The sequence below is a fragment of the Bacillus sp. T-10(2022) genome (genome assembly GCF_056502895.1).
In genome coordinates this window covers 4,875,061-4,898,653 of record NZ_CP113518.1, presented here as the reverse complement: position 1 = coordinate 4,898,653, position 23,593 = coordinate 4,875,061, and the positions used below count along the sequence as shown (strand labels likewise).

General features: G+C 39.6%; 24 protein-coding genes. 15 read left to right on the top strand and 9 right to left on the bottom strand.

The features are described from left to right. Positions 1-10 precede the first annotated feature (10 nt). From OSJ91_RS24200 to OSJ91_RS24190, 3 genes are all read right to left on the bottom strand, one after another. Complete coding sequence (locus OSJ91_RS24200; protein ID WP_350300291.1) at positions 11-481, bottom strand: DinB family protein; 471 nt, start codon at positions 479-481, stop codon at positions 11-13. A 276-nt stretch (positions 482-757) separates the two neighbouring features. Next, a complete protein-coding gene (locus OSJ91_RS24195) occupies positions 758-1,171 on the bottom strand; it encodes a GNAT family N-acetyltransferase (RefSeq protein ID WP_485890597.1) in 414 nt (137 codons plus the stop codon). A gap of 116 nt (positions 1,172-1,287) precedes the next feature. After that, the gene (locus OSJ91_RS24190) at positions 1,288-1,515 is read right to left on the bottom strand and encodes a hypothetical protein (protein ID WP_485890596.1); all 228 of its coding nucleotides are present in this window, start codon (positions 1,513-1,515) and stop codon (positions 1,288-1,290) included. 220 nt (positions 1,516-1,735) lie between these two features. Here OSJ91_RS24190 and OSJ91_RS24185 point away from each other — a divergent pair, with 220 nt between their 5' ends. The 4 genes from OSJ91_RS24185 to OSJ91_RS24170 all read left to right on the top strand — a co-directional run bounded on the left by OSJ91_RS24185 (position 1,736) and on the right by OSJ91_RS24170 (position 5,220). Next, a complete protein-coding gene (locus tag OSJ91_RS24185; RefSeq protein ID WP_485890595.1) occupies positions 1,736-2,626 on the top strand; it encodes a TIGR01777 family oxidoreductase in 891 nt (296 codons plus the stop codon). Positions 2,627-2,687: 61 nt separating this feature from the next. Further along, positions 2,688-3,881, top strand: a complete 1,194-nt coding sequence (locus tag OSJ91_RS24180) for an LL-diaminopimelate aminotransferase (protein WP_485890594.1) — start codon at positions 2,688-2,690, stop codon at positions 3,879-3,881. Positions 3,882-4,270: 389 nt separating this feature from the next. Beyond that, positions 4,271-4,543, top strand: coding sequence for a phage holin (locus tag OSJ91_RS24175; RefSeq protein WP_350300286.1), 273 nt, complete (start codon positions 4,271-4,273; stop codon positions 4,541-4,543). Positions 4,544-4,740: 197 nt separating this feature from the next. After that, positions 4,741-5,220 (top strand): C40 family peptidase, encoded by a 480-nt coding sequence (locus OSJ91_RS24170; protein ID WP_350300285.1) that lies wholly within the window; start codon positions 4,741-4,743, stop codon positions 5,218-5,220. Positions 5,221-5,306: 86 nt separating this feature from the next. On the opposite strand, the gene OSJ91_RS24165 is transcribed toward OSJ91_RS24170, so the two are convergent. Beyond that, complete coding sequence (locus OSJ91_RS24165; protein ID WP_350300284.1) at positions 5,307-5,843, bottom strand: GDYXXLXY domain-containing protein; 537 nt, start codon at positions 5,841-5,843, stop codon at positions 5,307-5,309. After that, positions 5,836-6,894 carry a DUF2157 domain-containing protein gene (locus tag OSJ91_RS24160; protein ID WP_350300283.1) on the bottom strand — a complete coding sequence of 353 codons (1,059 nt, stop codon included), beginning with the start codon at positions 6,892-6,894 and terminating at the stop codon, positions 5,836-5,838. Before OSJ91_RS24160 ends, OSJ91_RS24165 begins: the two co-directional genes overlap by 8 nt. A gap of 233 nt (positions 6,895-7,127) precedes the next feature. On the opposite strand from OSJ91_RS24160, the gene OSJ91_RS24155 reads away from it, so the two are divergent. From OSJ91_RS24155 to OSJ91_RS24130, 6 genes are all read left to right on the top strand, one after another. Continuing rightward, complete coding sequence (locus tag OSJ91_RS24155; RefSeq protein WP_101225495.1) at positions 7,128-7,448, top strand: PadR family transcriptional regulator; 321 nt, start codon at positions 7,128-7,130, stop codon at positions 7,446-7,448. Continuing rightward, a complete protein-coding gene (locus OSJ91_RS24150) occupies positions 7,445-7,999 on the top strand; it encodes an HAAS signaling domain-containing protein (protein ID WP_350300282.1) in 555 nt (184 codons plus the stop codon). The genes OSJ91_RS24155 and OSJ91_RS24150 overlap by 4 nt, the downstream gene beginning before the upstream one ends. Next, positions 7,992-8,786 carry a DUF4097 family beta strand repeat-containing protein gene (locus OSJ91_RS24145; protein ID WP_485890593.1) on the top strand — a complete coding sequence of 265 codons (795 nt, stop codon included), beginning with the start codon at positions 7,992-7,994 and terminating at the stop codon, positions 8,784-8,786. The genes OSJ91_RS24150 and OSJ91_RS24145 overlap by 8 nt, the downstream gene beginning before the upstream one ends. A gap of 237 nt (positions 8,787-9,023) precedes the next feature. Continuing rightward, positions 9,024-9,986, top strand: coding sequence for a sensor domain-containing diguanylate cyclase (locus OSJ91_RS24140; RefSeq protein WP_485890592.1), 963 nt, complete (start codon positions 9,024-9,026; stop codon positions 9,984-9,986). 138 nt (positions 9,987-10,124) lie between these two features. Then, a complete protein-coding gene (locus OSJ91_RS24135; protein WP_485890591.1) occupies positions 10,125-11,321 on the top strand; it encodes an MFS transporter in 1,197 nt (398 codons plus the stop codon). Positions 11,322-11,485: 164 nt separating this feature from the next. Beyond that, the gene (locus tag OSJ91_RS24130; RefSeq protein ID WP_485890590.1) at positions 11,486-16,156 is read left to right on the top strand and encodes a hypothetical protein; all 4,671 of its coding nucleotides are present in this window, start codon (positions 11,486-11,488) and stop codon (positions 16,154-16,156) included. Between the two features lie 217 nt (positions 16,157-16,373). Here OSJ91_RS24130 and OSJ91_RS24125 read toward each other — a convergent pair whose 3' ends face one another. Next, on the bottom strand, positions 16,374-16,622 hold the full coding sequence (locus OSJ91_RS24125; protein WP_485890589.1) for a hypothetical protein: 249 nt from the start codon (positions 16,620-16,622) through the stop codon (positions 16,374-16,376). A gap of 99 nt (positions 16,623-16,721) precedes the next feature. Next, on the bottom strand, positions 16,722-17,648 hold the full coding sequence (locus tag OSJ91_RS24120; protein WP_485890588.1) for a glycine-rich domain-containing protein: 927 nt from the start codon (positions 17,646-17,648) through the stop codon (positions 16,722-16,724). Positions 17,649-17,897: 249 nt separating this feature from the next. Here OSJ91_RS24120 and OSJ91_RS24115 point away from each other — a divergent pair, with 249 nt between their 5' ends. The 5 genes from OSJ91_RS24115 (at position 17,898) to OSJ91_RS24095 (ending at position 21,983) form a co-directional block, all read left to right on the top strand. Next, the gene (locus tag OSJ91_RS24115; protein ID WP_048687214.1) at positions 17,898-18,128 is read left to right on the top strand and encodes an excisionase family DNA-binding protein; all 231 of its coding nucleotides are present in this window, start codon (positions 17,898-17,900) and stop codon (positions 18,126-18,128) included. Positions 18,129-18,348: 220 nt separating this feature from the next. Continuing rightward, positions 18,349-19,368 carry an AI-2E family transporter gene (locus OSJ91_RS24110; RefSeq protein WP_230178816.1) on the top strand — a complete coding sequence of 340 codons (1,020 nt, stop codon included), beginning with the start codon at positions 18,349-18,351 and terminating at the stop codon, positions 19,366-19,368. A gap of 339 nt (positions 19,369-19,707) precedes the next feature. After that, a complete protein-coding gene (locus OSJ91_RS24105; protein WP_413019678.1) occupies positions 19,708-20,529 on the top strand; it encodes a basic amino acid ABC transporter substrate-binding protein in 822 nt (273 codons plus the stop codon). A 78-nt stretch (positions 20,530-20,607) separates the two neighbouring features. Beyond that, positions 20,608-21,264 carry an amino acid ABC transporter permease gene (locus OSJ91_RS24100; RefSeq protein ID WP_137020309.1) on the top strand — a complete coding sequence of 219 codons (657 nt, stop codon included), beginning with the start codon at positions 20,608-20,610 and terminating at the stop codon, positions 21,262-21,264. After that, a complete protein-coding gene (locus OSJ91_RS24095) occupies positions 21,261-21,983 on the top strand; it encodes an amino acid ABC transporter ATP-binding protein (RefSeq protein WP_076371113.1) in 723 nt (240 codons plus the stop codon). The genes OSJ91_RS24100 and OSJ91_RS24095 overlap by 4 nt, the downstream gene beginning before the upstream one ends. A 63-nt stretch (positions 21,984-22,046) precedes the next feature. Here the strand turns inward: OSJ91_RS24095 and OSJ91_RS24090 are convergent, their stop codons facing one another. Next, entirely contained in the window at positions 22,047-22,418 is a 372-nt protein-coding gene (locus OSJ91_RS24090; RefSeq protein WP_350300275.1) for a hypothetical protein, read from the bottom strand. A 158-nt stretch (positions 22,419-22,576) separates the two neighbouring features. Next, positions 22,577-23,461, bottom strand: coding sequence for a cidABC operon transcriptional activator CidR (gene cidR, locus OSJ91_RS24085; RefSeq protein ID WP_485890587.1), 885 nt, complete (start codon positions 23,459-23,461; stop codon positions 22,577-22,579). Positions 23,462-23,593: the final 132 nt, after the last annotated feature.

Below are 23,593 nucleotides of genomic sequence, written 5' to 3'. Positions count from 1 at the left end.
AATGATGCAGTTAATCCCAAACGCTAATTCTAGGAACTCCAGCAGTTCTTAAGTAGTCCAATAATTGACCAGTATGTACAGACTCATGATAAGCGATCCTTAGCAACATATCTCCTAAATCCCTGATATACCCAATATCGGAGCGATCAATTTTAATAGTGGATAAGTCGTCCTCGCTGAAGGATAGGATTGTGTCCAAAAAATCACGCCTGTAAGGTTCCGCATAGTTTAATTCGGCTTCGACAGAGATAAGAGGCTGTTTTTCAAATGGTGATTCATAAACGGGTAAGCTGCCTTGATTTTTAATGGATAAATGATAGTAATGCTCACTATCAAGGACATGTCTAACCATTTCTAAACAGCTCATTGCCTTGTCGTCTGGCTTCCAATGCAGTGAGCCTTTAGGTATTGAAGTCCATAGTTTAATGTTTCTTCTTCTAACCTCTTCCAGATTCAAGATGATAAGTTCTATCGATTTCATAAAGATCCCCCTTTTTGCAGGTATACATTCACTATACACGAATGGAAGGAGAAAATAATGGGATTCATTTGAAAAAATAGAAAATTCGATTAACTATTTGAGGTAGTGAATTTATTGCGTATTCCTACTATTAATTATGAGAGTACAGGGGAAATGCCCATGAATTCGTGTAGAATTTACAGGCTATTTCATCCCTAGTTTTGTATGGAGGAACACATGATTCATATTTAATACATGTTTTCACAATCTATCTTCTTAATTACGCAGAGGCCCTTGTTATATAAAGGATTGAATTAGAATGTCATCTTGATAAGTTAAAATTGGTCTAAAGCCAAAGTCTTTAAATTTTTGCAATGCTTCAGGGTTATTTTTGTTTACCAAACCGGACACTGCAAGGATCCCTATTTCTCTTGCATGAGCTACTAATTTCGGTAAAAGGGATTGCAGAATTCCCTTTCCTCTATATTTCTTGTCAAGGACTACATAATTAACATGAGCGACTTTATATAAATAAAGATTATAACAAAGAAATCCCACTACTTTACCTTTATCATTACAAATCACAAGTACCTTATGTGACTTTTGCAAAATTTCATGCACTGTATCAGACGAAACCCGAAAATTACTTACCGTAATATCCGTTAATTTGTTGATATCTTTTTTAGGTTTCCAGTCTCGAAAATACATCATAACTTCTCCTTTTTCTCTATTAAACCAAAATGCGGAGATCATATTATTGTTTATTAATATGGAAACCCTTTAAAAGATTCCAAAGGGTTTCCATGCTAATCTCAAAAAGGAATCTCTTAATCCCTTCTGATTTTCTTGATAGAAATAGGTTCCTTGATTGAATTACCTCTATTATTGTTTAATAAATCTTTTAAGATTCTTTTCAAGGCAGACCTGCATCTGCTATTTCCATTTTCGGAATTGCCATTACCTGAACCGCCATTATTGGATCCACCATTATTGGATCCACCATTATTGGATCCACCATTATTGAATCCACCAGTTTTTCTTAGTTTTTTTGACACTGTAATCATCCCTTTGCTTTATAAATTTTCCACATTACTAATTTATGTGTAATATTCGTTTTTGCTTGGACAAGTTCACCATTTGTTGCACACGTATACGTTATGTATTGGTGATACCAACGTATGTAATAATATGGTATAATTGTGAAGTAATTCACAAAAAGGGCCGAACTGGTTATCGTTGGACCTATTCACTCATAAAAGAAAGCGGGTTGGTTATATGCTGAAGAAAGTGGTTTTAGCTGGCGGGACTGGTTTTGTCGGTCAATACTTTGAAAAGCATTTCAGGAATTTGGGATATGAGGTAAGGATCATCTCCAGGCAAACCCCGCATACTGGCTGGGAAGATATAGAAGGAATAAGGGAAACGATCGATAATTCGGATATGTTAATCAACCTAGCAGGAAAAACGGTCAATTGCCGCTACAATGCCAAGAATAAGAAAGAAATATTGGATTCACGAACCGATACGACTGGAGTGATAGGTAAGGCGATTGAACAATGTGAAAATCCTCCATCATTATGGATAAACTCAAGTACTGCAACGATATACAGGCATGCTGAGGATAAACCAATGACAGAGGGGGATGGTGTAATCGGTTCAGGCTTTTCCGTAGATGTTGCGAAAGCGTGGGAGCGCTCATTTTTCGATTTCCGATTACCCAGGACGAGACAAATCGCTTTACGGATCGCCATTGTATTGGGAGATGGGGGAGTGATGACCCCATATAGGAATTTGGTTAAATTCGGACTGGGAGGTCATCAAGGATCAGGAAATCAGAAATTCAGTTGGATACATATAGAAGATTTATTTAACATTGTCCTTTTTCTAAGAAAGAATCAGGATTTGAGCGGGGTATTCAATTGTTCATCGCCGCATCCAGTTACAAATCGTGAATGGATGGCTCATTTGAGAAAGCTCATGAATATTAGGATGGGACTGCCCTGTCCAAGACCCATGCTTGAAATGGGGGCTTTCTTTATGGGTACCGAAACGGAATTGATATTAAAAAGCCGGTGGGTCATACCTGAGAGATTGGAAAAGGCGGGGTATGCATTTAAATTCCCTCATCTTGATGAGGCTCTGGAACAGATATTGATGAATTCTTAAAATACTCGAGATTGATTGCTATAATGATAGATAGAAATCATTAATGGAGGGGAATTGTAGAATGAATATGACTCCATCTGAAAAAGTCGGAAGATTCACAACAGGGATATTTTCAGAGTTGGCGAAACGCAAGCAGGATGCAATGAAACGTGGGCTGGATGTTATCGATTTGAGTGTAGGAAGTCCGGATTTACCACCGCCTGATTTCGTAGTGGATACGCTTGTGAAGTATGCGCAGGATCCCAGTTCCTATGGGTATACGTTAAAAGGTACGCCTGAATTCCATGAGGCAGTCCGTTATTTTTATCGGAAGCGTTATGGAGTGGAGCTGGATGCAGAAAGGGAAGTCCTCCAACTGATGGGATCGCAGGATGGGCTTGCACACTTGGCAACGGCGATGATAAACCCTGGAGATTATGTGCTGGTGCCAGATCCGGGATATCCAATTTATGAAGCGAGTGTAGAGCTTGCCGGCGGAATCATTTATCCGATGCCGCTTACTGCCGAAAATGGATTCCTGCCGCAGCTCAACGGAATTCCGGATGAAATAGTGAAAAAGACTAAAATGATGATCATCAGTTATCCAGGAAATCCTGTCACCGCCCTTGCTGATGAAGCTTTCTTTTCGGAAGTCATATCGTTTGCGAAAAAGAACGAGATCATGGTGGTTCACGATTTTGCTTATTCCGAATTGATTTTTGATGATCATCCGCAAATTAGTTTTATGGCCATTCCTGGTGCCAAGGAAGTGGGGATTGAGTTTAACTCACTTTCCAAAACTTTTAACATGGCCGGCTGCCGCATTGGATATGCGGTGGGCAATCGAGAGGTGCTGAACATCCTGGGAACGTTGAAATCACACATCGATTATGGGGTTTTTTATCCTATCCAAAAAGCTGCCGAGATGGCGCTAACTTCCAATCTTTCGCTGCTTTCCGAACAGGTTAAGGAATACGAGTCCCGACGTGATGCCTTGATATCAGGTCTTGCGAGAGGTGGCTGGCATGTGCCGAAATCCTCAGCCACCATGTTTATTTGGGCCCAAATTCCTGCTGGCTGGGAATCGTGGGATTTTGCTTATGCATTGATTGAAAAAGCAGGGGTGACGGTCGTTCCAGGCGATGCTTTTGGGAAGCAGGGTGAAGGGTATGTCCGGATTGCCTTGGTCCAGCCGGTCGAGAGATTGACAGAAGCTGCTGAGCGGATCAGAATGTTTTTGCAGGAAAAAATGGAGTGTGAAAAATCTAGCATTTAATATATTCAGGTTATAAATTGGCTCAGCAGTATAAACGGTTTTGGCTGGCAGTATCCATTCCGGGGGAGATTGAGAGAAAAGATTTGCGGACGGTGACTTCCTTTAGAGGCAGAAGCTTATTTAGTAAAGGAAGGAATCAACTGGCACACAAAGGAGTATATAGAGCTTGAGGAAGTTGTTGCTTACTTGTTAAAGTGAGGCGCTCTCTAGTGTTTTTAAAAACTACTTTGAAGTTTGAGAGAAGGTCCATCCACCGATGGGCTTTTTTTTATGTAATGGGAAACTAGAGAGATTTATGGAATTTCCGAACGTAAAAAGGACAAGCCGCATAATATATAGCAAGTCCGCATCCATTTTCGGACTTAATATGATAGAGAGGGGAAAAAGCAATGATCAACTGGAAAGTGCGTCTTAAGAATCCGACGTTTATATTCACGGTACTCCTTCCTGGGCTTTTATTATTGGCGCAGATGGTTGCCGCGTTCATAAACAATTTCATTACCCCTATAGGCTTTACAATTACTGATGATGCATTGAACGGGGCTTTAGGCATCATTAACTTCATAGCGCTTACATTCTTTGGGGTCGGCGGTGTGGTCGATCATACCACTAAAGGTCTAAGCGATAGTGAGAATGCACGACAATACGAGGAGCCTAAGTAATGGGCACTATTCTTTCATCTATTGAAGAGTAGAATATACCAGATAACACCGTAACTTGCTACACAACGGCGTTATCTGGTTATTTGTTTTTTTGCAAAAATGATGATCGCACCAATTAAAAATGATTTTGGTCTGAAAACCGAAATGAAGCATACATTTAAAATTGTGGTTCATTTTCAGTTTAGGGAGGAAAAAGGATGAGTTATAGTTTACCAGTTTCAAAATGGCTTGCAGCCATAGTTTTGATCGGAGCATTATTGACGGCATTCATATTCAGTCCGGCTAATGCTTCAGCCTCTATCAATTATGGCGATGAAGTTGCCGCTTTGGCAAAGAAGCAGGTGGGAAGCAAATATAAATATGGGGGGACGACCCCTAAAGGGTTTGATGCTAGCGGTCTAACCCAGTATGTATATAAAAATGCCGCCACAGAAATGAAGATTCCAAGAACGAGTGCGGACCAGTATAAAACGGGAAAGGCCGTTAAGCAAAAAGATTTAAAAGCGGGCGATTTGGTCTTCTATGCGACAGGTAAGAAAGGGCAGGTCTCTTTTGTAGGAATCTATTATGGAAATGGTACATTTATCGGTACCACCACCAAAGGGGTCAAGGTGGTCAAAATGAGTGATAAGTATTGGAAAGAAAAATATATAGGGGCAAAACGTGTCATTAAGTAACATCTGATATTCATATGAAAAAAGTCCAGCAATAAAAAGAGCATCGAAAAACCGATGCTCTTTTTGCTAGTCATTTCCGGGTTCATTCATTTAATGATGATATCCGTTAAAACAACATTCCCATTACGAACCTTTACGACGGCGACTGAAGGATTGGCCAATGCTTCCTTCTCCATTTCCTTTGCCTTTTCTTCGGATGCGAAATAATTGTCCAGACCGTATCTGATTTGAATGGTTTCAGCATTTTGCAGGTCATATGGGATTTCCAATTCCCCTTTTAGGTAAACGCCTTTGCCGGGTTTTTCTTTCGTTACGTAATCGACAACGTATAGTCCATCCTTATTTTGTTTTAAACGTACATATACCTTTTTAAAATCACCCATATTTCTTGTATGGAATTCGGTTTTAATCGAGTCATCGACTTGTGATGGCTTAACGGATTCAATTTCGTATTTCAAAGCCACATAGCTTCCCCTAAACAAATCAGTCGGGTCGACCGGGGCTGTTTTGATCTTGATTACATCTCCTGTCATTGTTGTCCAGACCGGAGGAATCGCCAAGACTAACAGAATCAAGACTGGAATGGAAAATACGATAAGTGGCCGGAATAACGGATTATTCATTGAGCTTCCCTCCTTTTTTTCGTTGATTTTCAAAGAAGAAGCCAAAACCGATAAGCATGATTCCACCGATGATGAATGTAAGCGATTTTGGCAGGAAGTCAAAGGAGTAGATGTAATATCTGAAAATCAGTGCACATATTATCACGATACTTGTCAAACTGCCTTTTAGAATGAGGTAAAGTAGGAAAACGAAATAAGCTAAAGGGAACCAGATTGAAAAATCAAAGGTAAGGAAGAGTGCGGTTATACCATGTAAGATATGCCCTTGTATGTGGGTGATGTCTTGTAATTTGGCTCTTACCGGAATATAGGCAAGTACGATTCCCAGTACAAACAAAATGGAAAGGACAATCGTATTCGAATTTTCAAACTCCAGCTTAGGCACGAATTCCATAAGAAATAAGGCAATTGTATTGATGGCTAAAGCGTTAATGAAAAAGGTCAGATATTTAGGGTAATCGAATTTCTTTAACATAATGTATAAAGCTGGTAGAAATACAAGAATGGCAAGCGGATAAGACGTTTCATCAACGAATATACTTCCGTTAATATAAATGAAAAGCAGGAAAGATGTAAAAAGGAGAACGAAGACATCCTTCAAATAATATCCAATGAATACCGTACCGATCGCCCATAATAAAAAGGAACTATTGAAATTGATGCTGATATTAAACATCTGCTCGATTAAAAAAATCCCTGCACCAAAGATCAGAATACCTGCATAATGCAGACTTCGTGACGTTTTGGGAAAGCGTACCTGCACCTTCACGCCAGCAAAGTTCACTCCGCTGAGGCATGCAATGATAAGCAGGAATTTAACCGCTTTACTTAAATAGATCCAGTTACTGGCTACGAAGGTCAATACGCCCAAACCTAAAAGAAGTGCGCCAATGGATAATAGAATAGTGATGAAGCTCAAATTACCTTTTACGTCATAGGAATCTAACATCCTCACTTTCTCTTGCTGGGAGATGACTCCTTCCTTTTCAAGGTAATTAAATTCATGTTCAAGAAACTCGAATTGCTTTTTTGTTATTTCTTTGTTGGCCAAAGTAACTCCTCCTTCCACATTTTACTATTATACATCGTATTCTCTTGCAGCTTTGAATATAATGTTAATTTTCTTCTACCCTTATTGGAATGCATGTAAGACCAAAAAAATATTTATAGTACCTTGCAATGAACAGTACCATGTGGTAAATTATTTACATATGATGTATTGTTCGGTGTTCAGTACTGTTTATTGAACTATACTAAAGAACTCTTGGAAGGAGTGTTGGTGCTATGAATGTGCAATTTAAGAAAGGTGTCCTGGAACTATGTGTCCTGGTCTTATTGGATAAGCAGGATCGCTATGGGTATGAACTTGTACAGAAGATATCGGATCAAATTGAAATATCGGAAGGATCGGTATATCCACTTTTACGACGATTGACGAAGGAAGAGTATTTTACGACATATTTACAAGAATCAACAGAAGGGCCTCCGCGCAAGTATTATACATTAACCGACAAAGGCCGGAGATACCTTCAAGAGTTGTTGACGGAATGGAATGAATTTTCCAATGGGGTCAATCAATTAATTAAGGAAGGTGTGAACCAATGAATAAAGAACAATTTTTAAAACAATTGAATGCTTCTTTAACCAGACTTTCCTTAGAGGAACGGGAAGATATCCTTCAAGATTACGAAGAGTACTTCGAAATTGGAAAGGAAGAAGGAAAGTCAGAGCAGGAAATCTCCAAATCGCTTGGGAATCCTAAACAGATTTCCAAGGAACTGATGGCATCCTATCGTCTTGGTCAGGTCGAACAAACGACTTCTGCAGGTAATGTAATGCGGGCAGTTTGGGCAGTCATTGGTTTGGGATTCTTTAATTTAGTGATCGTTTTGGGGCCATTTATAGCATTAATCGGAGTTGTCATTGCAGGATGGGCTTCGGCGATAGCGTTCATTCTAGCTCCGTTTGGCGTTCTTTTTAACCTTGCGATAGGTAACTTTCAATTATTCGATCTTTTCTTCGCATTGGGACTATGTGGGATTGGCATTTTCATTGCCATGGGAATGTTTGTCGCTACTAGTGCTTTAACTAAAGGGTTCGTTCGCTATTTAAAATTTAACGCTTCTCTTGTGAAAGGCGGTTTGAAAAATGATTAATGTAAAAAAATTATCGATCTTTGCACTTGTATTGTTATTGATCGGAGTAATAGGAAGTCTGTTTACGTTTTCCCAAGTGACGAATAAGGAAACGACTACAGAGGAAAAAACGATATCGGAAATCGTAACGGACATTCAGATCGACACTGACAATGCAGCTGTAGAGATCGTTCCAACGAAGGATAAGGAGACCAGGATAGAGTTGGTTTCAAAAGGGATGGATGTTTCCAAGTTGGATTTCACTGCAGATGTGGAAGGGAAGAAGCTTTCGGTACAATTAAAAGATCGACGTACCTTTAGCTTTGGTTTTCATATTCAATCCTTACGTTTAAAGGTGTATGTGCCTGATGAATCTTATAAATCCTTTGTCGCCGAATCCGATAATGGAAAATTGCAAATATCAGGATTGAAAAGCGAAAATCTAAAAGTGAAATCTCAAAATGGCCGGTTAGAATTAAATGATATAATAACCGAAAAAGTTGAAGTGAAATCTGCTAATGGAAAAGTAGAGCTTAATAATGTGGAGGGAAAACTGGTTGGGTCATCGAATAACGGTAAAATCACATTGGTCACGAAAGACTTGGATAGGGAGATCGACTTCGAAAGTAATAATGGTAAAATCATGATCAAAACGGAGAAGGAACCGACAAATACAACTTTCGATGTTCATGTTGACAATGGGAGAGTGGATATCCTTGGTAAGTATGAGGGAGATACTGTCATTGGCAAAGGTGAAAATCTAGTGAAATTGGAAACTAATAATGGGAAAATCGAGATAACGAAATAGTCGTGAAGCATGAAAAAGCCGATCCAATTGGAATCGGTTTTTTTCAATTATGCGGCCATTGCTAGAAGCTGTCCCCTTTACTTAAGGAGAAAAGGAAAAACATATAAAGTTTTTCCTTTTAGATGTTTTGGAATTATAATAAATAAAGGATAATTATGTTAAAAGTAATGTGTGTAAGTCCGCCATCAAATCTAAAGATTTTAATGAAAATGACTTCAAAAGTATGGGGGCTGTGGAATGAAATTCAATAAATTGTCATTGGATATATTTAAACGTACGATCTTCACTCGCAAGAAAAGGGAAAAGGACTATCAGAAGAAAGGATTCGAAGTGCAAAAAAAGGTTTTTAATATAGTGGAAAGTTCTCAGGATATTATCTACTGCTACGAAACAAACCCAAGTTCCGAGTTTAGGTACCTAAGTCCATCCATCAATACACTTTTAGGTCAAGGCGTCTTGGAAGAAGCATACAATGACCCTTCCTCCCCTTTCGGAAGGATTCATCCTGATGACTTTGAAATCCTGAATGAAAAGATATATGGTGGGATTGATTATACTAAGCCGGTCATTCAACGCTGGAGAAATATCGAGGGGGATTTTTTGTGGTTCGAGGAATATGCTACACCTATATATGAAAAAGAGCAATTGGTAGCCGTTCAAGGAATCATTCGCAATATCGATGAAAGAGTGAGATTCATACAGGATATTGAGTATCAAATGTCCCATGACCCATTAACGAATATCCATAATCGACAGTTTTTTGATCATATATTTGCCAAATCCAATCTGGATTTTGATACTCCGGTTGCCATGATTCTGTGTGATTTAGATGAGCTGAAATATATGAATGATACGTATGGCCATAAGAAAGGGGATGAATTGATTAAAGAAGCGGCCAATCTATTGAAACGGATTTTCTCGGACATCGCTGTTTTAGCGAGAGTGGGAGGAGATGAGTTTGCCATTCTGCTGATTGATAGAAGCAAGAGAGAAGTTGAATCTCTTTGTGAATTATTAAAGGAAGAAATCCTTTTGCAAAACTCCCTAAAAAAAGGCCCTCACATCAGTATGTCATTCGGGCATGCTTACCGTTCGCATTCAAAAGGAAATATGGATAGTTTATTCATGGAAGCGGATCAAAAAATGTTTCAAGATAAACGGCGAAGAAAAGAACAGAAACTCGTTAGGGCGGGTAGATGAAAGATATAGGGGGAGCCCAGTGTCATACTGGGCTTTTATTTATATATATATATTTAGGTACACGAAATAAATCATTCGCTTATTTTAACCAATTTTAGTAAACTGGCAATGACTATTATAATTAGAAGGTGAAGGGATATGAGGGAAACCTTAGTGGATGAACGGGTAAGAGGGACTGATAAAATCTGGACACGTGATTTCATCATGATCTGTTTGGCAAATATGTGCATCTTCATGGGTTTTCAAATGACGATGCCGACCCTCCCGCTGTTTGTAGAACAGCTTGGCGGTGACGATCGCCTGGTGGGGGCTGTCCTTGGAATCTTCACTTTTTCGGCCTTGCTCGTTCGGCCAATTGCCGGCAGATTATTGGAGACGAAGGGAAGGCGCATGGTTTTTCTTGCCGGTTTAGACATTTTTGCATTGTCAGTGGGTTCCTTCGGTTTTATGGGGAGCATCGGCTTGTTATTCATGATGCGGATTGTACAGGGCGTCGGCTGGGGATTTTCTTCAACGGCTTCAGGAACGATTGCTTCCGATATAATCCCTGCGAAACGGCGTGGTGAGGGGATGGGGTATTACGGATTATCGGGTAACTTAGCATTGGCATTCGGGCCATCATTGGGTCTTTTTCTAGTTACGGTCCTTCCGTTTCAAGAGTTGTTTTTGATCTGTTCATTATTAGGATTGTTTGCCATCGTTACAGCATCACTTATTCGGTATCAAAAAGGGGAAAGTGATCCTTCCGCGGCTGTCAGGGCCAAAAGGTTTGATATATATGAAAAAAGTGCCCTTCAGCCATCATTGCTCATTTTCTTCATTTCCGTTACATTTGGTGGAATTGCAACCTTCCTTCCCCTGTATACAGCGGAAAAAGGTGTAGATGGAATTCAGTGGTACTTTTTAGTATATGCAATGGCCCTCATGGTCACGAGATTATTCGCAGGTCGATTATATGACCGAAGGGGACATCGAGCCATATTCGTGCCTTCAACAGTACTCATCATGGCTGGGATGCTCCTGCTTGCGTGGATGCCGAGTGAAGCGGTCCTTTACATTGCGGCAGTGCTTTATGGATTCGGATTCGGTTCTGTCCAGCCTGCGCTGCAGGCATGGTCGATTGAAAAGACGGCACCCAATCGGAAGGCGATGGCGAATGCCACATACTTTTCATTTTTCGATCTTGGAGTGGGCATAGGAGCCATCGTGTTCGGGCAGATAGGCTTCCTCTTCGGCTATAGGAGCATCTATATCACGGCAGCCGCCTCGATTTTCATTTCAATGATCGTTTATTTATGCATTATCAGGAGCGAGGATAAAGTAAAATCAATATAGTGACGTTGGATGGCTTCTATGGAAGTCATTCTTTTTTTGAGTCAGCAGGAACACCCTTGGTGCATTATCCTAAATATTTTAAAAATGGAAAAAGTTTGTTATTATCGAAAAGAGAATATACATAAGATGATAGAAGGTCTATTTGAAGGAAGGGGAAGCTTGGAATGAATGATTCTTCAAACGAAGAAATGACATTAGAAAGAAGGAAGCGTATTTTCCAAGAAGAGCTGGATGTTTTATGGGAAAGGCGGCTCATCCCTAAATCAGAATATATCCGGATTAGCAGGGCATACAATCGGCATTTCCAATTAGCCCTCCATAAACAAAAGCGCTTAGAGCAAGAAAAGAAGAAATCCACCCATGGAACTGAAACGATAATCGGCGAAAGTGCCGATAAGAGGGTTCAGGATAGCCTGATTGAAGAATCTTCATTGCAATTACGGGAATCCAGTGGATTGAACGAATCGAAAATGAAAGATGAGAAGGCCGGGTATGCTCCTATTGAATCCGTTTTCGAGGAAAGCCTTGAACCTGTCAAGGAAATCACTGATAGGAAACCGGTTATTCAACAGCAGGCCATCAAACGGGAGAAACCGGTAAAACCGGCAAAGCCGAAGAAAACACCTGAGCAAATCAGGGAACGGAATATTTCTGTCATCCTGCTCACTGGGGTCATATTGCTTCTGTTTGGCGGGTTGATTTTAGCAACCACTTCATGGGGGGATCTGAATGCGGTCCTGAAAGTTCTCTTCATTGGAATGATATCCGTCATTTTTGCAGGGATGGCCTTCATCGCTTCGAAGCTGAAAATTAAACAGACCTCTTTTGCATTCCTGACGCTAGCGGGTTTATTCATTCCGATTACGATTTTATCAGCTTCATATTATCGGATTTTTGGAGAGTACCTTTCACTTAATGGTGGGGGGCGGGGGCTTCTGGGATTTCTTGGGGGATTACTCTGCTTATCCATTTATTGTAAGATTGCTGACTACTTCAAGTCGAAAATATTCATTTTCATTTCAATATTCACGTTTGGCATTACCTGCTATTTCGGATTGGCTTTTGTGACGCCGACTATCGAGTGGATGTTTTTGACGATTGGCGTTCTTAATTTAATAATATTATGGAATATTGAGCAGTTGAAAAATCAAAAAGCATTAACGTTATTTAAACCATTCATTTTTCAATTTATCCAGTTTAAGATTATCGTGGAGACCTTTGTAATCCTGACGTTATTTTCAAGCAACTTTTTGTATTCGCTAACGTTAATGGTCTTTTCTGTTTTGTTTTTAATTTTTTCGGTCAAATTCCAAAAAAAATATTATGAAATGGCTTTTAGCGCCGTTTTCACGTATGGATATATCCATCTTGTTTATAACTCGTTTTTAAGTGAGTACATGATCACTGCATTTGCACTTGTACCAATCATTTTTACTATGCTATCGAAATATCTGGCTAAATCCAAAATGACTAAGCTTTCCAAGAACTTCATGTTCACCAGTTTGATTGGGAGCGGGATCGTTTTCTTATATAGTAACGCGATGGTGTACGAGGAGAACTATGCGCAAATATTCGTCGCGCTCATGTTAGTTTCCGCTCAGCTTACCTATTTTTCCCTTCATTCGAGAAATTCAAGCCTCACGTACCCGGCTGTTGTTATTTTCGACTTAGCGTTACTATATCTTTTCTTTGCATTGCCAGTCTCTTTTTCTACCATCTTAAATCTGATTTTTGTTATTCAGGTCATTCAATATCTTGGAGTATATTTATATAATCGTCACCCAAGGTACAGCCTGTTTAAGAAGAGTATCTTACTTATCTCCCCAATGATCATGTTAGTGATACTGACCATTAAATTCAGCGAAATGGATTGGCTTGCAGTTAGTGCGGCGCTCGCCATGATCTCTGGGCTTTTCTTCATCACATATATAAAAGACGAATCAAAGCATATGAAGGAAAATGCCTTATACGGATTTCCAATCACTTTCGTACTGGCTTTGGTTGCTTTCTATCCATATTTGTTGGAGAGTTTAGAATGGGTTCGGACAAATATCCCGCTCAGCGTCTATTTAATGGGTGTTTCACTGATTTCCATCGGTGCAGCTTACACATTTAAAAAGGGATACCATAAATTCTTTCCTGTTTTTGCATATAGCGGACAGATTCTTTCCTTCCTTTCCTTGATATCGATTCCATTCGATTCACTGAATCCTTTGGAGGCAAGCGGAGTGATTGCCGTAGCTACTGCAATAAACGGCTGGTCCGTCCATATCCATAGGAAGAAAATATTCTGGGTGCCTGTCGTGATTACAAGTGCCAGCTTATATGCTTCACTCTACGATGTTTTTGATTTTGCTTCAATGGTGTTGAGGATTGCGTTCGTGTTGCTCGGCCCCATTATCTTTTTCCTATTAGGAGAATGGCTTGGGAAATATTCGAAAAATGGGAAACTGTGTTTCTTTTACGCAAGTCACCTTGCCAATTTACTGGCGATTCCTGTTGGATATTTGCTCATTATTCATACGGAAAGTTCACCGTTACTATATGTTGCACAACTGTTGATTTATATTTTGAGTGCTTTAAGGGCGCACGTGAAATGGGAAAAATATGTTTTTACGTACCTAGGGTTTTCAGTCCTTTTCCTGCAGGTCCATTTATTTGTCGTAAACATGGAGCAAATGGTATTCATTACATCAATATGCTTGATGATTACAGCAGGACTCATAACCATTCTGTGGGCGTTATCCAATAAGAATTGGAAAGGCATCATGGAGTATTACCTTATTCCATTCATTCATTTAGGGATAAGCATATCCATTTTGGAAACGGCAATCCGGGACTTCCCGCTTAACCGGGAGTTGGTCTGGGTAGGGGTGATGACTGCACAGCTCTTGTTTGCCTGGTATCTCCTCATGCAAAGGAATTGGCGGAACTATGTTGTGGTTCCTCTAGGCCTGGCGTACATCTTCTATAATATGTATGTAAATACATTACCTCTGGTTATGGCGATTATCGTATTGCTTTTATGTATGGCTGTGATGGTGATGGCTAGCAGACGCCTTTTCAAAGGATTGCTCAACCAAGACGGAACGAAGAGAGTCATTGATTATTATCGGATTTTTGGCTTGTTATATCTGTGTACTCTGAATCTGGAAGTGTTTATGAGCGATACAGATTCTGCAATTTTGGGGATTTTTGTTTCCCTGCTGTTGCCGGGCTACTTCATCCTAATGGAAAGATTCACGATCTATAAGAAAGAAAAAAGCATTTACTCGGGAATAGCGGCCATCATCGGCCTTTTCCCGTTCATCAATATCATAGACTATGCCCATACACTCCCAATCGTCACGAGTTTGGCAGTTCTTTTTGGCTGTATGGCAGGAATGTTGTTGTTAAGCAGGCTGTATTCCAGCGGATTACTCAAGAAAAATGAATCAAGTATCATCAGCTTTGATCCTTTCAGGATTTATGGTTTATTCTTCTTAATCGATATGAATGCAGAGGTTTTTAATGATACTAAGCATCAGTTACTCCAAGTCTTTGTATCGCTGCTGTTAACCGCTTATTTCATTTTCCTGAGAAGCTTGACAGCGGAAAAGCTAGAAAGGAAAATCTATTCCAATATTGCTGCACTAGTCAGTCTGTATCCCTTCGTAATCATCGTCGGGTATGCCGACAGCTTATCGGTTGTAATGGGATTGTTGTTCCTTTTCGGCTGTATGTCAGGGATGCTGCTTTTGAGCCGGCGTTATTTCGATGGTTTAATCAAAAAGGAAGAAACAGGAATTACCATCGATGCATACAGGATATATGGCCTGCTGTTTTTACTGGCCATGAATCGGGGATTTCCAGTAACTGAAACATTGACCCCGTTACTCGAAGTTTTTGTATCGCTCTTGATCACGGTTTACTTCATCTTGATTGGAAGTTTCACAAAGGATGTAAAAGAAAAGGGCATCTACGTTTGGCTGACGGGAGTTCTCAGTTTGTATCCGTATTGGATCATCATCATGTACGCGGACACATTACAGCCTTTCGTTGGAATGGCAGTCCTTTTTGGGTGTACGGCCATAATGGTACTGCTAAGCAGGAAATACTTTAAAGGCTTGCTTGATAAAGGCAGGGAAGGACTTCAATTGGATTTTTACAGAGTCTATGGTCTGCTGTTTCTTCTTGCCATGAACATGGATGTTTTGACGGGGGGACCGGCACATTTCATTTTGGAAATCTTCGCGGCACTTCTGATTCCGGCCTATTTCATTTTGATGAGAAGCACGACGACAGACATGTTGGAAAGGAAATTCCAGTTGGCGGCAGCGATTTTGTTCAGTCTATATCCGTATTGGGTCATTGTCGATCAGCTCAAGATCCCTCCTGTACTTGAGGAGGAGGTGAATATTCTGCCGCTGTTCATTGTCAGCACCACTCTGCTGAGGAAAATCCTTGTTAAAGGCAAAATCACACAATATATCGAAAGTGGTATAGTTTCCCTTTTGTTTTTGGCCTTGATCATTGATGCAATGGCAGGAAACACCTTATATGATGCCATCATTATCGGAACCTTGTCATTGGCAGCAATGCTCTTTGGATTCATGATGAAATACAAATCCTATTTCATCGCTGGAACTGGGACGATTTTATTCAATGTCTATATGAATACCAATTCGATGTGGGGCGAGATGCCATGGTGGCTGTATTTAATCATTGGCGGAGGGCTGCTTATCGGAATTGCATCTTTCTTTGAATGGAAAAAACAAAAAGACAACCGGACTTCCAAGGAGGTTCTTGAGAAAAATAAACAGAGGATCAAGAATTGGTTCAATCGGTGGAATTAATGAATAAGGAAAATGGAATGCGTCAATTGACTTGAAAATTTCCGATGAAGGCGATGCTTACCTTTAACTTGGAGAAAATAGCTCAATTGCACATGTTTAATAATGGACTAAGAGAGCGGGCTTGCAGAGCCCCAATCCCTTAACCTTGGACGATAATTCAAAGGGGTTCGGAATTTATATAAATTCCGAACCCCTTTTGTCTGCAAACCGAGAGCACTTAAAAGCTCTCTTTCTCTTCTTCCACTTTTTTTATTTCCTCTTGCCAATCATGTATTTCTATTTCCCACTGATCTATATTAGTTTGCAAAACATTAATTAAAAATGGTGAAAGGGCATTTCTATATTTTTTTAGTTCTTGAATTAATTTCACTCGATCTTCAGTTAAACCTTGTACTAATTTTTTCTTGTTTTCCAAATTTGCAAAGACAAAAACTGGTCTGAATTTTCGTATCTCATTATCATGCATATCAGTTGTAACTCCTTTTATATTGAGTAAAAACTAAGCTTCATCAATCCAGTTCATCTAATAGTATAAAAAACGCTTGGATTTCTCCAAGCGAAAGGCTCAAGACGAACAAGAGCTGCATGAAGAACAGCTGGAAGAGGAATCAGAACTGCTGTCATGGGAACTGTTATGACCACCATGATCGGCATGGCCGGATCCGGAGGAAACTGTGTTCGGTTCATTCCCGAAAATATCTTTAAATTCGCCGTCAAAATCATCTGTGCTTGCATAAGTGAAATAGGCAGGAGCTGCGTAGTCAGTCTGATCGTACGTTTTCCGCCAATTCAATTCTGTCATGGGGCGATTTTCTTTAAATTGGGAAGTGAAGGATTCAAAGGTCCGTTCCGCTTGTATACTTGTCGGTTTCCGCATATATTTCTCTTTTAACTGCTCCAGCTCCAGCGTTTCAAAATCTCGGAGAAGCGTTAGCCCTTTATCATGTTTGAAAAATTTGCCCCATTTTTGAATGGAATGGGAGTCCACCGTAAATAGCTGTACATAGTAAAAGTCAAAAAGAGTCCGCTCTTCGGGTTTGAAAACAGGTTCTGAATGAGGATGGTGCTGAATGGTCCTACCGATGAAAGCCTGGCAAAACTCATCATATTCCTGTCTATAGTTCAGCATGATATGCCATAACTCATCGATGACTGAATTAAACATCTCAACTTTTCCAAACACAGCAGTCATGATCAAGTAGCGTTTCAATTCACGCCAAGCCTGATTGACCTTTAACTGCGAGTCCCGTGGATGCTTCAGGCGGAATTCAGTATTGACCTTTTCCATATAATTGAAATCTAGTGCTTTATTAAGCTTTTCTATCAATGCTTCTGAAACGATTTCCGTTGCATGCAGATCTAAAGTTTCACCATGGTATTTACGGAATTCATTTTGATAGCGTTCTAATTTAGCCGGTTCACTTAGCCCTTTAACGAACTTGACCAGGAAAACAGCAAAAATTGCTGCAAGAATGACATAAAAGAAGGTCATTTTTGTCCACTCCTCAATCTATGAATATATTGCTTTAACATTATCTTACATGTTCTTGGAAGGGATTGTAAGTTTTTTCATCTAAAATGTTCCATTGGTGGAAATTGATTAAGCTGGTGAGGTTGCATGACAATACCCTGAATCGGGTATCATCCTTTCCTTGGCATGTACGAGGTTTTCAGTTGAAAATCAAGCGCTTCAAATAATGCCTCATATCTAGTATAGTTAGAGAGGAAAAGGGGTGAAGGCATGTACTTGACAGTAAAAGAGACTGCGGAATATCTATCGATGCCGGAATCTTATATAGAAAGTTTGATCGTTCAAAATAAAATTCGCACCGTTCATGATGGTGAGCAGCATTTGATTTTTAAAGATCAGTTTAATATGCATCTTGAACAGATGGAGAAATATAAGAAGGATTTAGCGGATTATTATAACGAACCTATCCCCGAAGATATCGATGTGAAGGATGAAGATTAGCATCTGCCGATTTGGCAGATGTTTTTTCATGCAGAAATGGCTTGGGATAAAAGATTGAATTTTTCGAAAACATCTTAACGGCTTCTTCAGCATGGGTTTTACTGATCATTCAAATAATTTTGTTGTCAATGGAAGGTAATTGTAGTAGAATTCCTCAATTCCGTGTAAAATGAAAGGTAAAGGATTTATAACGGCAGAACGGTAGTTAGGAGATAGGTAAGTGGTAAAAGAGTATTTGCAAAGCGAAGGTTTTTCAAGGTTAATTACATTAATTGTATTAGTTCTCTTTTTAATAAGCATCGGCAGTATGGTTAATATCGTGTTATTCACATTTGTTTTCACTTTCCTGATGGGAAGGCTGGAGCAATTCATCATGATTCGGCTGAATAAAGTGATGCATATCAACTCTAAGGTTGTTATAAGCTTTTTATATGCAGTCGTCATTTCTTGTTTAGCCATCGTTCTTTATAAATATCTACCGGTCATTACGCTGCAATTCACGGAATTAGTGACACAGATCGTTTTCTTCTTTCAACATCCACCAGATAGTAGGGTCATTCAATATGCCATTAATATAATGAACGAGCTGCGATCGCCGCTGGATCTTCAAACACAGATGAATACACTCTATCTTTATATATCCGATTTCGGTAAACTGGCATTTCAAATTTTCATTTCCATGTTGCTTAGTCTATTTTTCTTATTGGAAAAAGATAAAATCATTCGTTTCACTTCAAAATTCAAGCGGGCCAAATTTAAGTCTTTCTTTATAAACTTAAGTCATTTTGGCGTCAAATTCATCAATTCATTCGGAAAGGTGATCGAGGTCCAGTTCTTGATAGCCATTACGAATGCTGTCCTATCTGTAACTTTCTTATGGATTCTTGGCTTCCCGCAGTTGCTCGGTCTAGGGATCATGATTTTCTTCCTGGGTTTGATACCGGTTGCAGGGGTCATCATCTCCCTCATTCCACTTAGCATGATTGCCTATAGTATCGGCGGCATGCCCAAAGTGATTGCTGTATTGATCATGATTGTTGTGATCCATGCAATTGAAAGCTATATTTTAAATCCGAAATTCATGTCGGCAAAAACAAATCTTCCAACATTTTTCACCTTCATCATCCTATTGTTTTCCGAGCATTTCCTTGGGATATGGGGATTGATCATCGGAATACCGATCTTCATCTTCCTGTTGGATATGTTGGATATTGAAGAGGGGAATAAGGAAGTCCCATAATAATCATTCGAGCAGCGGCCACGCTAATATGGCCGCTGCTTATTTTTGTTCTATTAAACCTTTTGAAAGGTGGCGCTATCTGTTTTCAATATAATATCAATTAATTCGAGTAAAGGGTAAAAGGGTGCATCTTTACCGATTGGAGCTTAGCTGCGTTTTTGATTTACCAAGTTAATTGATTAAAATTTTATTTTACTAAAGTTATTTATCGACTTTTTATTGCATAAAAAAACAAATAAACGTATAATATTCTTAAAAGAATATACTGAATGTTCTCTAAAGTTAGATTTATCTGTTTTTTTAAAAAAGAGAGTTTACGAGAGAGAAGAGGGGATTATTTTGAAAAAGGTTTCTTTTTTAGTGTTTGCCATGGTTGCTTCTTTGTTACTAGTCATGACAGGATGCGGGAAGGGTAAGGAAGTCTCGACAACTGGAAAAGAAGAAGAATCCAATGGGAAAACACTCAGGATCGTGACGGACGCCAACTATGCTCCATTTGAATATCTTGAAGGAGATAAGATTGTAGGTTTCGATGTTGATTTCATCAATGCCGTTGCAAAAGAAGCGGGTTATGAAATTAAATTGGAAAGTGTTGGCTGGGATCCGATTTTTGTTGAAATCGAAGGTAAGAGAGCGGATGTCGCCATATCTGCGATTACAGTGAATGACGAAAGAAAACAATCTTATGACTTCTCGGTTCCGTATTTCTTATCCACAAACAAGATTCTCGTTCCTGAGGATAGTGATATAAAATCAGGAGATGAATTGAAAGGAAACGTCATTGCCGTTCAGACTGGTACTACCGGACAGGAAGCGGTAGAGAAACTCCTTGGAAAGAATCACAAGGATATCAAAAAGTTCGAAAATAATAACCTGGCCATTCAGGAATTACTAAAAGGCGGAGCTGCGGCAGTCGTGGCTGATAATACGGTTGTTGAAGAATATGTGAAAAATAACCCCGATCAAAAACTTAAAGTCGTTGAAGACAGCAAAAGTTTCAATGAGGAGTTTTATGGTCTTATGTTCCCAAAAGGCAGTGAATTGAAATCGGAATTCGATAAAGCCGTGAATGCCATTTATGAAAATGGGAAATATGCAGAAATTTATAAAGAGTGGTTTGGTACTGATCCAGATATAGAAACATTGAAAGCACAACAATAAAAACAAATGGATAGTAAAAGATTGCGTAACTTTACGTGTGAAGTTACGCAGTTTTTTTGGCCTTAGGAGGGAAACAAAATGAGTTTTCGCTGGGATATTATTTTTGAATATGCTCCTTTCTTATTAAAAGGAACATTGCTTACAATAGGGCTGTCAGTTTCCTCCATCCTCATAGGAACCTTTTTGGGGTTATTTATCGGTTTAGGGAAAATCATGAGAAACAAGGTGCTTGCCTTTCCATTTTACTGTTATGTCACGGTTTTTCGCGGAACACCGCTTTTAGTTCAAATCTTTTTAATCCATTTTGGAATTGTGCCCTTTTTTACCGGGGAAACGAATGCAGTAACCGCCGGTGTCATTGCTTTATCATTAAATGCAGCCGCATATATTGCCGAAATTTTCCGGGCGGGCATTCAATCCATCGATAAAGGGCAAATGGAAGGTGCCCGTTCATTGGGAATGACCCATGTCCAAACAATGATACATATTGTATTGCCTCAAGCTTTCAAACGGATGATTCCTCCGTTAGGAAATGAGTTCATCGTATTATTGAAGGATTCATCCCTGCTTTGTGTCATTGCTGCCCCGGAATTGATGTATTGGGGGAAAGCGATGGGGAGTCAGTACTTTAAAGTGTGGGAGCCATACTTGGCGTGTGCCTTCATCTATCTATTCCTTACCCTCATTTTAAGTTTCGTATTAAATAGACTCGAAAGAAGGTTGAAAACAGAATGATAAAGGTGGAGAATCTTAAGAAGTCATTTGGCGATAATGATGTATTGAAAAATATCAATGCAATCGTTTCCCCTCGGGAAGTAGTCGTGGTAATTGGTCCTTCTGGGTCGGGAAAATCCACTTTCCTGAGGTGTATCAATCAACTTGAAACGATAACGGGAGGCCATATTTTCATTGAAGGGCTTGATACGACAGACAAGAAGGTCAATATCAATAAAGTCCGGACGGAAGTTGGCATGGTATTTCAGCATTTTAACTTATTTCCACATAAGACTGTTCTTGAGAATATAATGCTTGCGCCTATAAAGGTCCGCAAGATATCCAAAGAACAGGCTTCCCAAAGAGGGATGGAATTGCTTAAGAAAGTCGGACTTGCCGAGAAAGCGAACGCATATCCGGATTCATTATCGGGGGGACAAAAGCAGCGCGTCGCCATTGCCAGGGCGTTGGCGATGGAACCGAAAATCATGCTATTCGACGAGCCTACTTCCGCTCTAGATCCGGAAATGGTCGGCGAAGTCCTTGAGGTCATGAAGCAGCTGGCTAAGGAAGGCATGACCATGGTAGTTGTGACCCATGAGATGGGGTTTGCAAAAGAAGTTGGAGATCGCGTGATTTTCATGGACGAAGGTTATATTATTGAAGAAAATATTCCTAGTGAGATTTTTAATAATCCCCAGCAGGAAAGAACTAAAGCCTTTTTGAGTAAAGTACTTTAATTACATGTAAAGAAAAGAAACCTTCCATTATGGGAGGTTTTTTTCGGAGTATATCTGGGGGCTTCATTTGATGCATGATGCGCCTAAAAGCGATTCAGGGCTTTTACCGAGCACAAGCATGCTGATTTTGGCATATCCAATATTTTTATTTTGGGAGAAGGTCTGTAGTAATACCTGGATATTCGGATCATCCTTTAACTTTTGAACTTCCTCTATATATAATCCGATAACGGAGGGCATAACGAATTCAGGGGTGTATTCGTTATGGTTTTCATCCATGATTAATGTGCCCATAAATTGATATTTAAATTGAAGAGCCCGTGTTAAAGCAACGACATGGTGCAGTTTATCAAATAGTTCGGGGTATGAATATTTAATTTTCTCCAGAGTTGCTTCTGTTGCCTGTAACTCATCGACACTAGATAAAGTGATCATGAATATCTCCTTTTAAGAATATATGGAATCCACCAGCATTTACCGTGCTTTTTACTTATACTAGTCTAACCCCGCCGTAACGCATTGTAAAATGGTTAGATGTTATCATGTGCATAACCTAAATCTATGATACTGCTTACATAATCATGCTAGATAATTCACTGCTTATGGGACAATGCTTCCCTCGTATATTTCAGCCATTCTTTTGCAGCGAATGAAAGGTAATGGTCCTTACTCCATATCAATCCCAAATTCCAACTAATGGAGGGATTTTTAACCTTGATTGTCTTTACGCGCTCATCATGACGGCATAAACTTTCAGGTAATAGAGCAACGCCAAGTTTACAGTAAACCATTTCCTCAATAAAATCCCAGCGTGAGCTTTCCGTGACGATATGTGGAGAAAAACCAGCTTCATTACAGGATGAAATGATGAGATCTCGAAGGGCGTAATCTTTATTGAATAAGATGAAAGATTCGTTTTCCAGGTCGGCCAAATCAATTTCTTCCACACAAGCATGCGGATGGGAGGGATGAACAATCAAGTTGATGTCTTCTTCCAAAAAAGCAAAATGATGAAAAAGTGCGGTGTTGGTTGGCAGGACTATTACGCCTATATCAATTAAGTCATTTTGAACGGATTCTTCTATTTTCTTTGAACCATCCTCTACTAATTGAAAGGTAATATTAGGATAATCCTCGTGAAAACGGCTAAGTATCCGGGGGAAGAAAGAAGCGTCTATTATCGGCGGAAGGCCGATACGGATATGTCCCTTTTTAAAACCTAATAAATTGTCCATTTCCGTTTCTAAATTGTGAAAGGCCTTATCAATCAATTTTGCCTGCTCTAAGACGACCCTGCCTGCATCGGTCAAGATCAGTTGCTTGCGTGAACGATCAAAAAGCTCAACGCCTAGCTCGGTTTCCAGGTTTTTAATCATCTTGCTGATGGTCGGCTGGGTAATGAATAAATGGTCGGCAGCCCGAGTGAAGCTATTGAAATTGGTTACCTCTATAAAGTATTGCAAATGTTTAATATCCATTGCGTCACCTGTTATCCTCGTTTAAATTAGTTTCATTTTACCTGCAAACGGAAGTGTTTGTAAAACATGATAAGTTTGGAGTTCATGCACGCATAAATAAGCTGGATTCCAAGGGGAACCCAGCCTAGGAAA

Bases quoted from the DNA above. Each gene is read 5' to 3' on its own strand.
- OSJ91_RS24135 (WP_485890591.1), top strand. From the start codon at position 10,125: ATGAGGGAAACCTTAGTGGATGAACGGGTAAGAGGGACTGATAAAATC.
- cidR (WP_485890587.1), bottom strand. From the start codon at position 23,461: ATGGATATTAAACATTTGCAATACTTTATAGAGGTAACCAATTTCAAT.
- OSJ91_RS24180 (WP_485890594.1), top strand. From the start codon at position 2,688: ATGAATATGACTCCATCTGAAAAAGTCGGAAGATTCACAACAGGGATA.
- OSJ91_RS24090 (WP_350300275.1), bottom strand. From the start codon at position 22,418: ATGATCACTTTATCTAGTGTCGATGAGTTACAGGCAACAGAAGCAACT.
- OSJ91_RS24170 (WP_350300285.1), top strand. From the start codon at position 4,741: ATGAGTTATAGTTTACCAGTTTCAAAATGGCTTGCAGCCATAGTTTTG.
- OSJ91_RS24145 (WP_485890593.1), top strand. From the start codon at position 7,992: ATGATTAATGTAAAAAAATTATCGATCTTTGCACTTGTATTGTTATTG.
- OSJ91_RS24200 (WP_350300291.1), bottom strand. From the start codon at position 481: ATGAAATCGATAGAACTTATCATCTTGAATCTGGAAGAGGTTAGAAGA.
- OSJ91_RS24095 (WP_076371113.1), top strand. From the start codon at position 21,261: ATGATAAAGGTGGAGAATCTTAAGAAGTCATTTGGCGATAATGATGTA.
- OSJ91_RS24185 (WP_485890595.1), top strand. From the start codon at position 1,736: ATGCTGAAGAAAGTGGTTTTAGCTGGCGGGACTGGTTTTGTCGGTCAA.
- OSJ91_RS24120 (WP_485890588.1), bottom strand. From the start codon at position 17,648: ATGACCTTCTTTTATGTCATTCTTGCAGCAATTTTTGCTGTTTTCCTG.
- OSJ91_RS24140 (WP_485890592.1), top strand. From the start codon at position 9,024: ATGAAATTCAATAAATTGTCATTGGATATATTTAAACGTACGATCTTC.
- OSJ91_RS24125 (WP_485890589.1), bottom strand. From the start codon at position 16,622: ATGCATGATAATGAGATACGAAAATTCAGACCAGTTTTTGTCTTTGCA.
- OSJ91_RS24130 (WP_485890590.1), top strand. From the start codon at position 11,486: ATGAATGATTCTTCAAACGAAGAAATGACATTAGAAAGAAGGAAGCGT.
- OSJ91_RS24165 (WP_350300284.1), bottom strand. From the start codon at position 5,843: ATGAATAATCCGTTATTCCGGCCACTTATCGTATTTTCCATTCCAGTC.
- OSJ91_RS24195 (WP_485890597.1), bottom strand. From the start codon at position 1,171: ATGATGTATTTTCGAGACTGGAAACCTAAAAAAGATATCAACAAATTA.
- OSJ91_RS24175 (WP_350300286.1), top strand. From the start codon at position 4,271: ATGATCAACTGGAAAGTGCGTCTTAAGAATCCGACGTTTATATTCACG.
- OSJ91_RS24155 (WP_101225495.1), top strand. From the start codon at position 7,128: ATGAATGTGCAATTTAAGAAAGGTGTCCTGGAACTATGTGTCCTGGTC.
- OSJ91_RS24100 (WP_137020309.1), top strand. From the start codon at position 20,608: ATGAGTTTTCGCTGGGATATTATTTTTGAATATGCTCCTTTCTTATTA.
- OSJ91_RS24150 (WP_350300282.1), top strand. From the start codon at position 7,445: ATGAATAAAGAACAATTTTTAAAACAATTGAATGCTTCTTTAACCAGA.
- OSJ91_RS24115 (WP_048687214.1), top strand. From the start codon at position 17,898: ATGTACTTGACAGTAAAAGAGACTGCGGAATATCTATCGATGCCGGAA.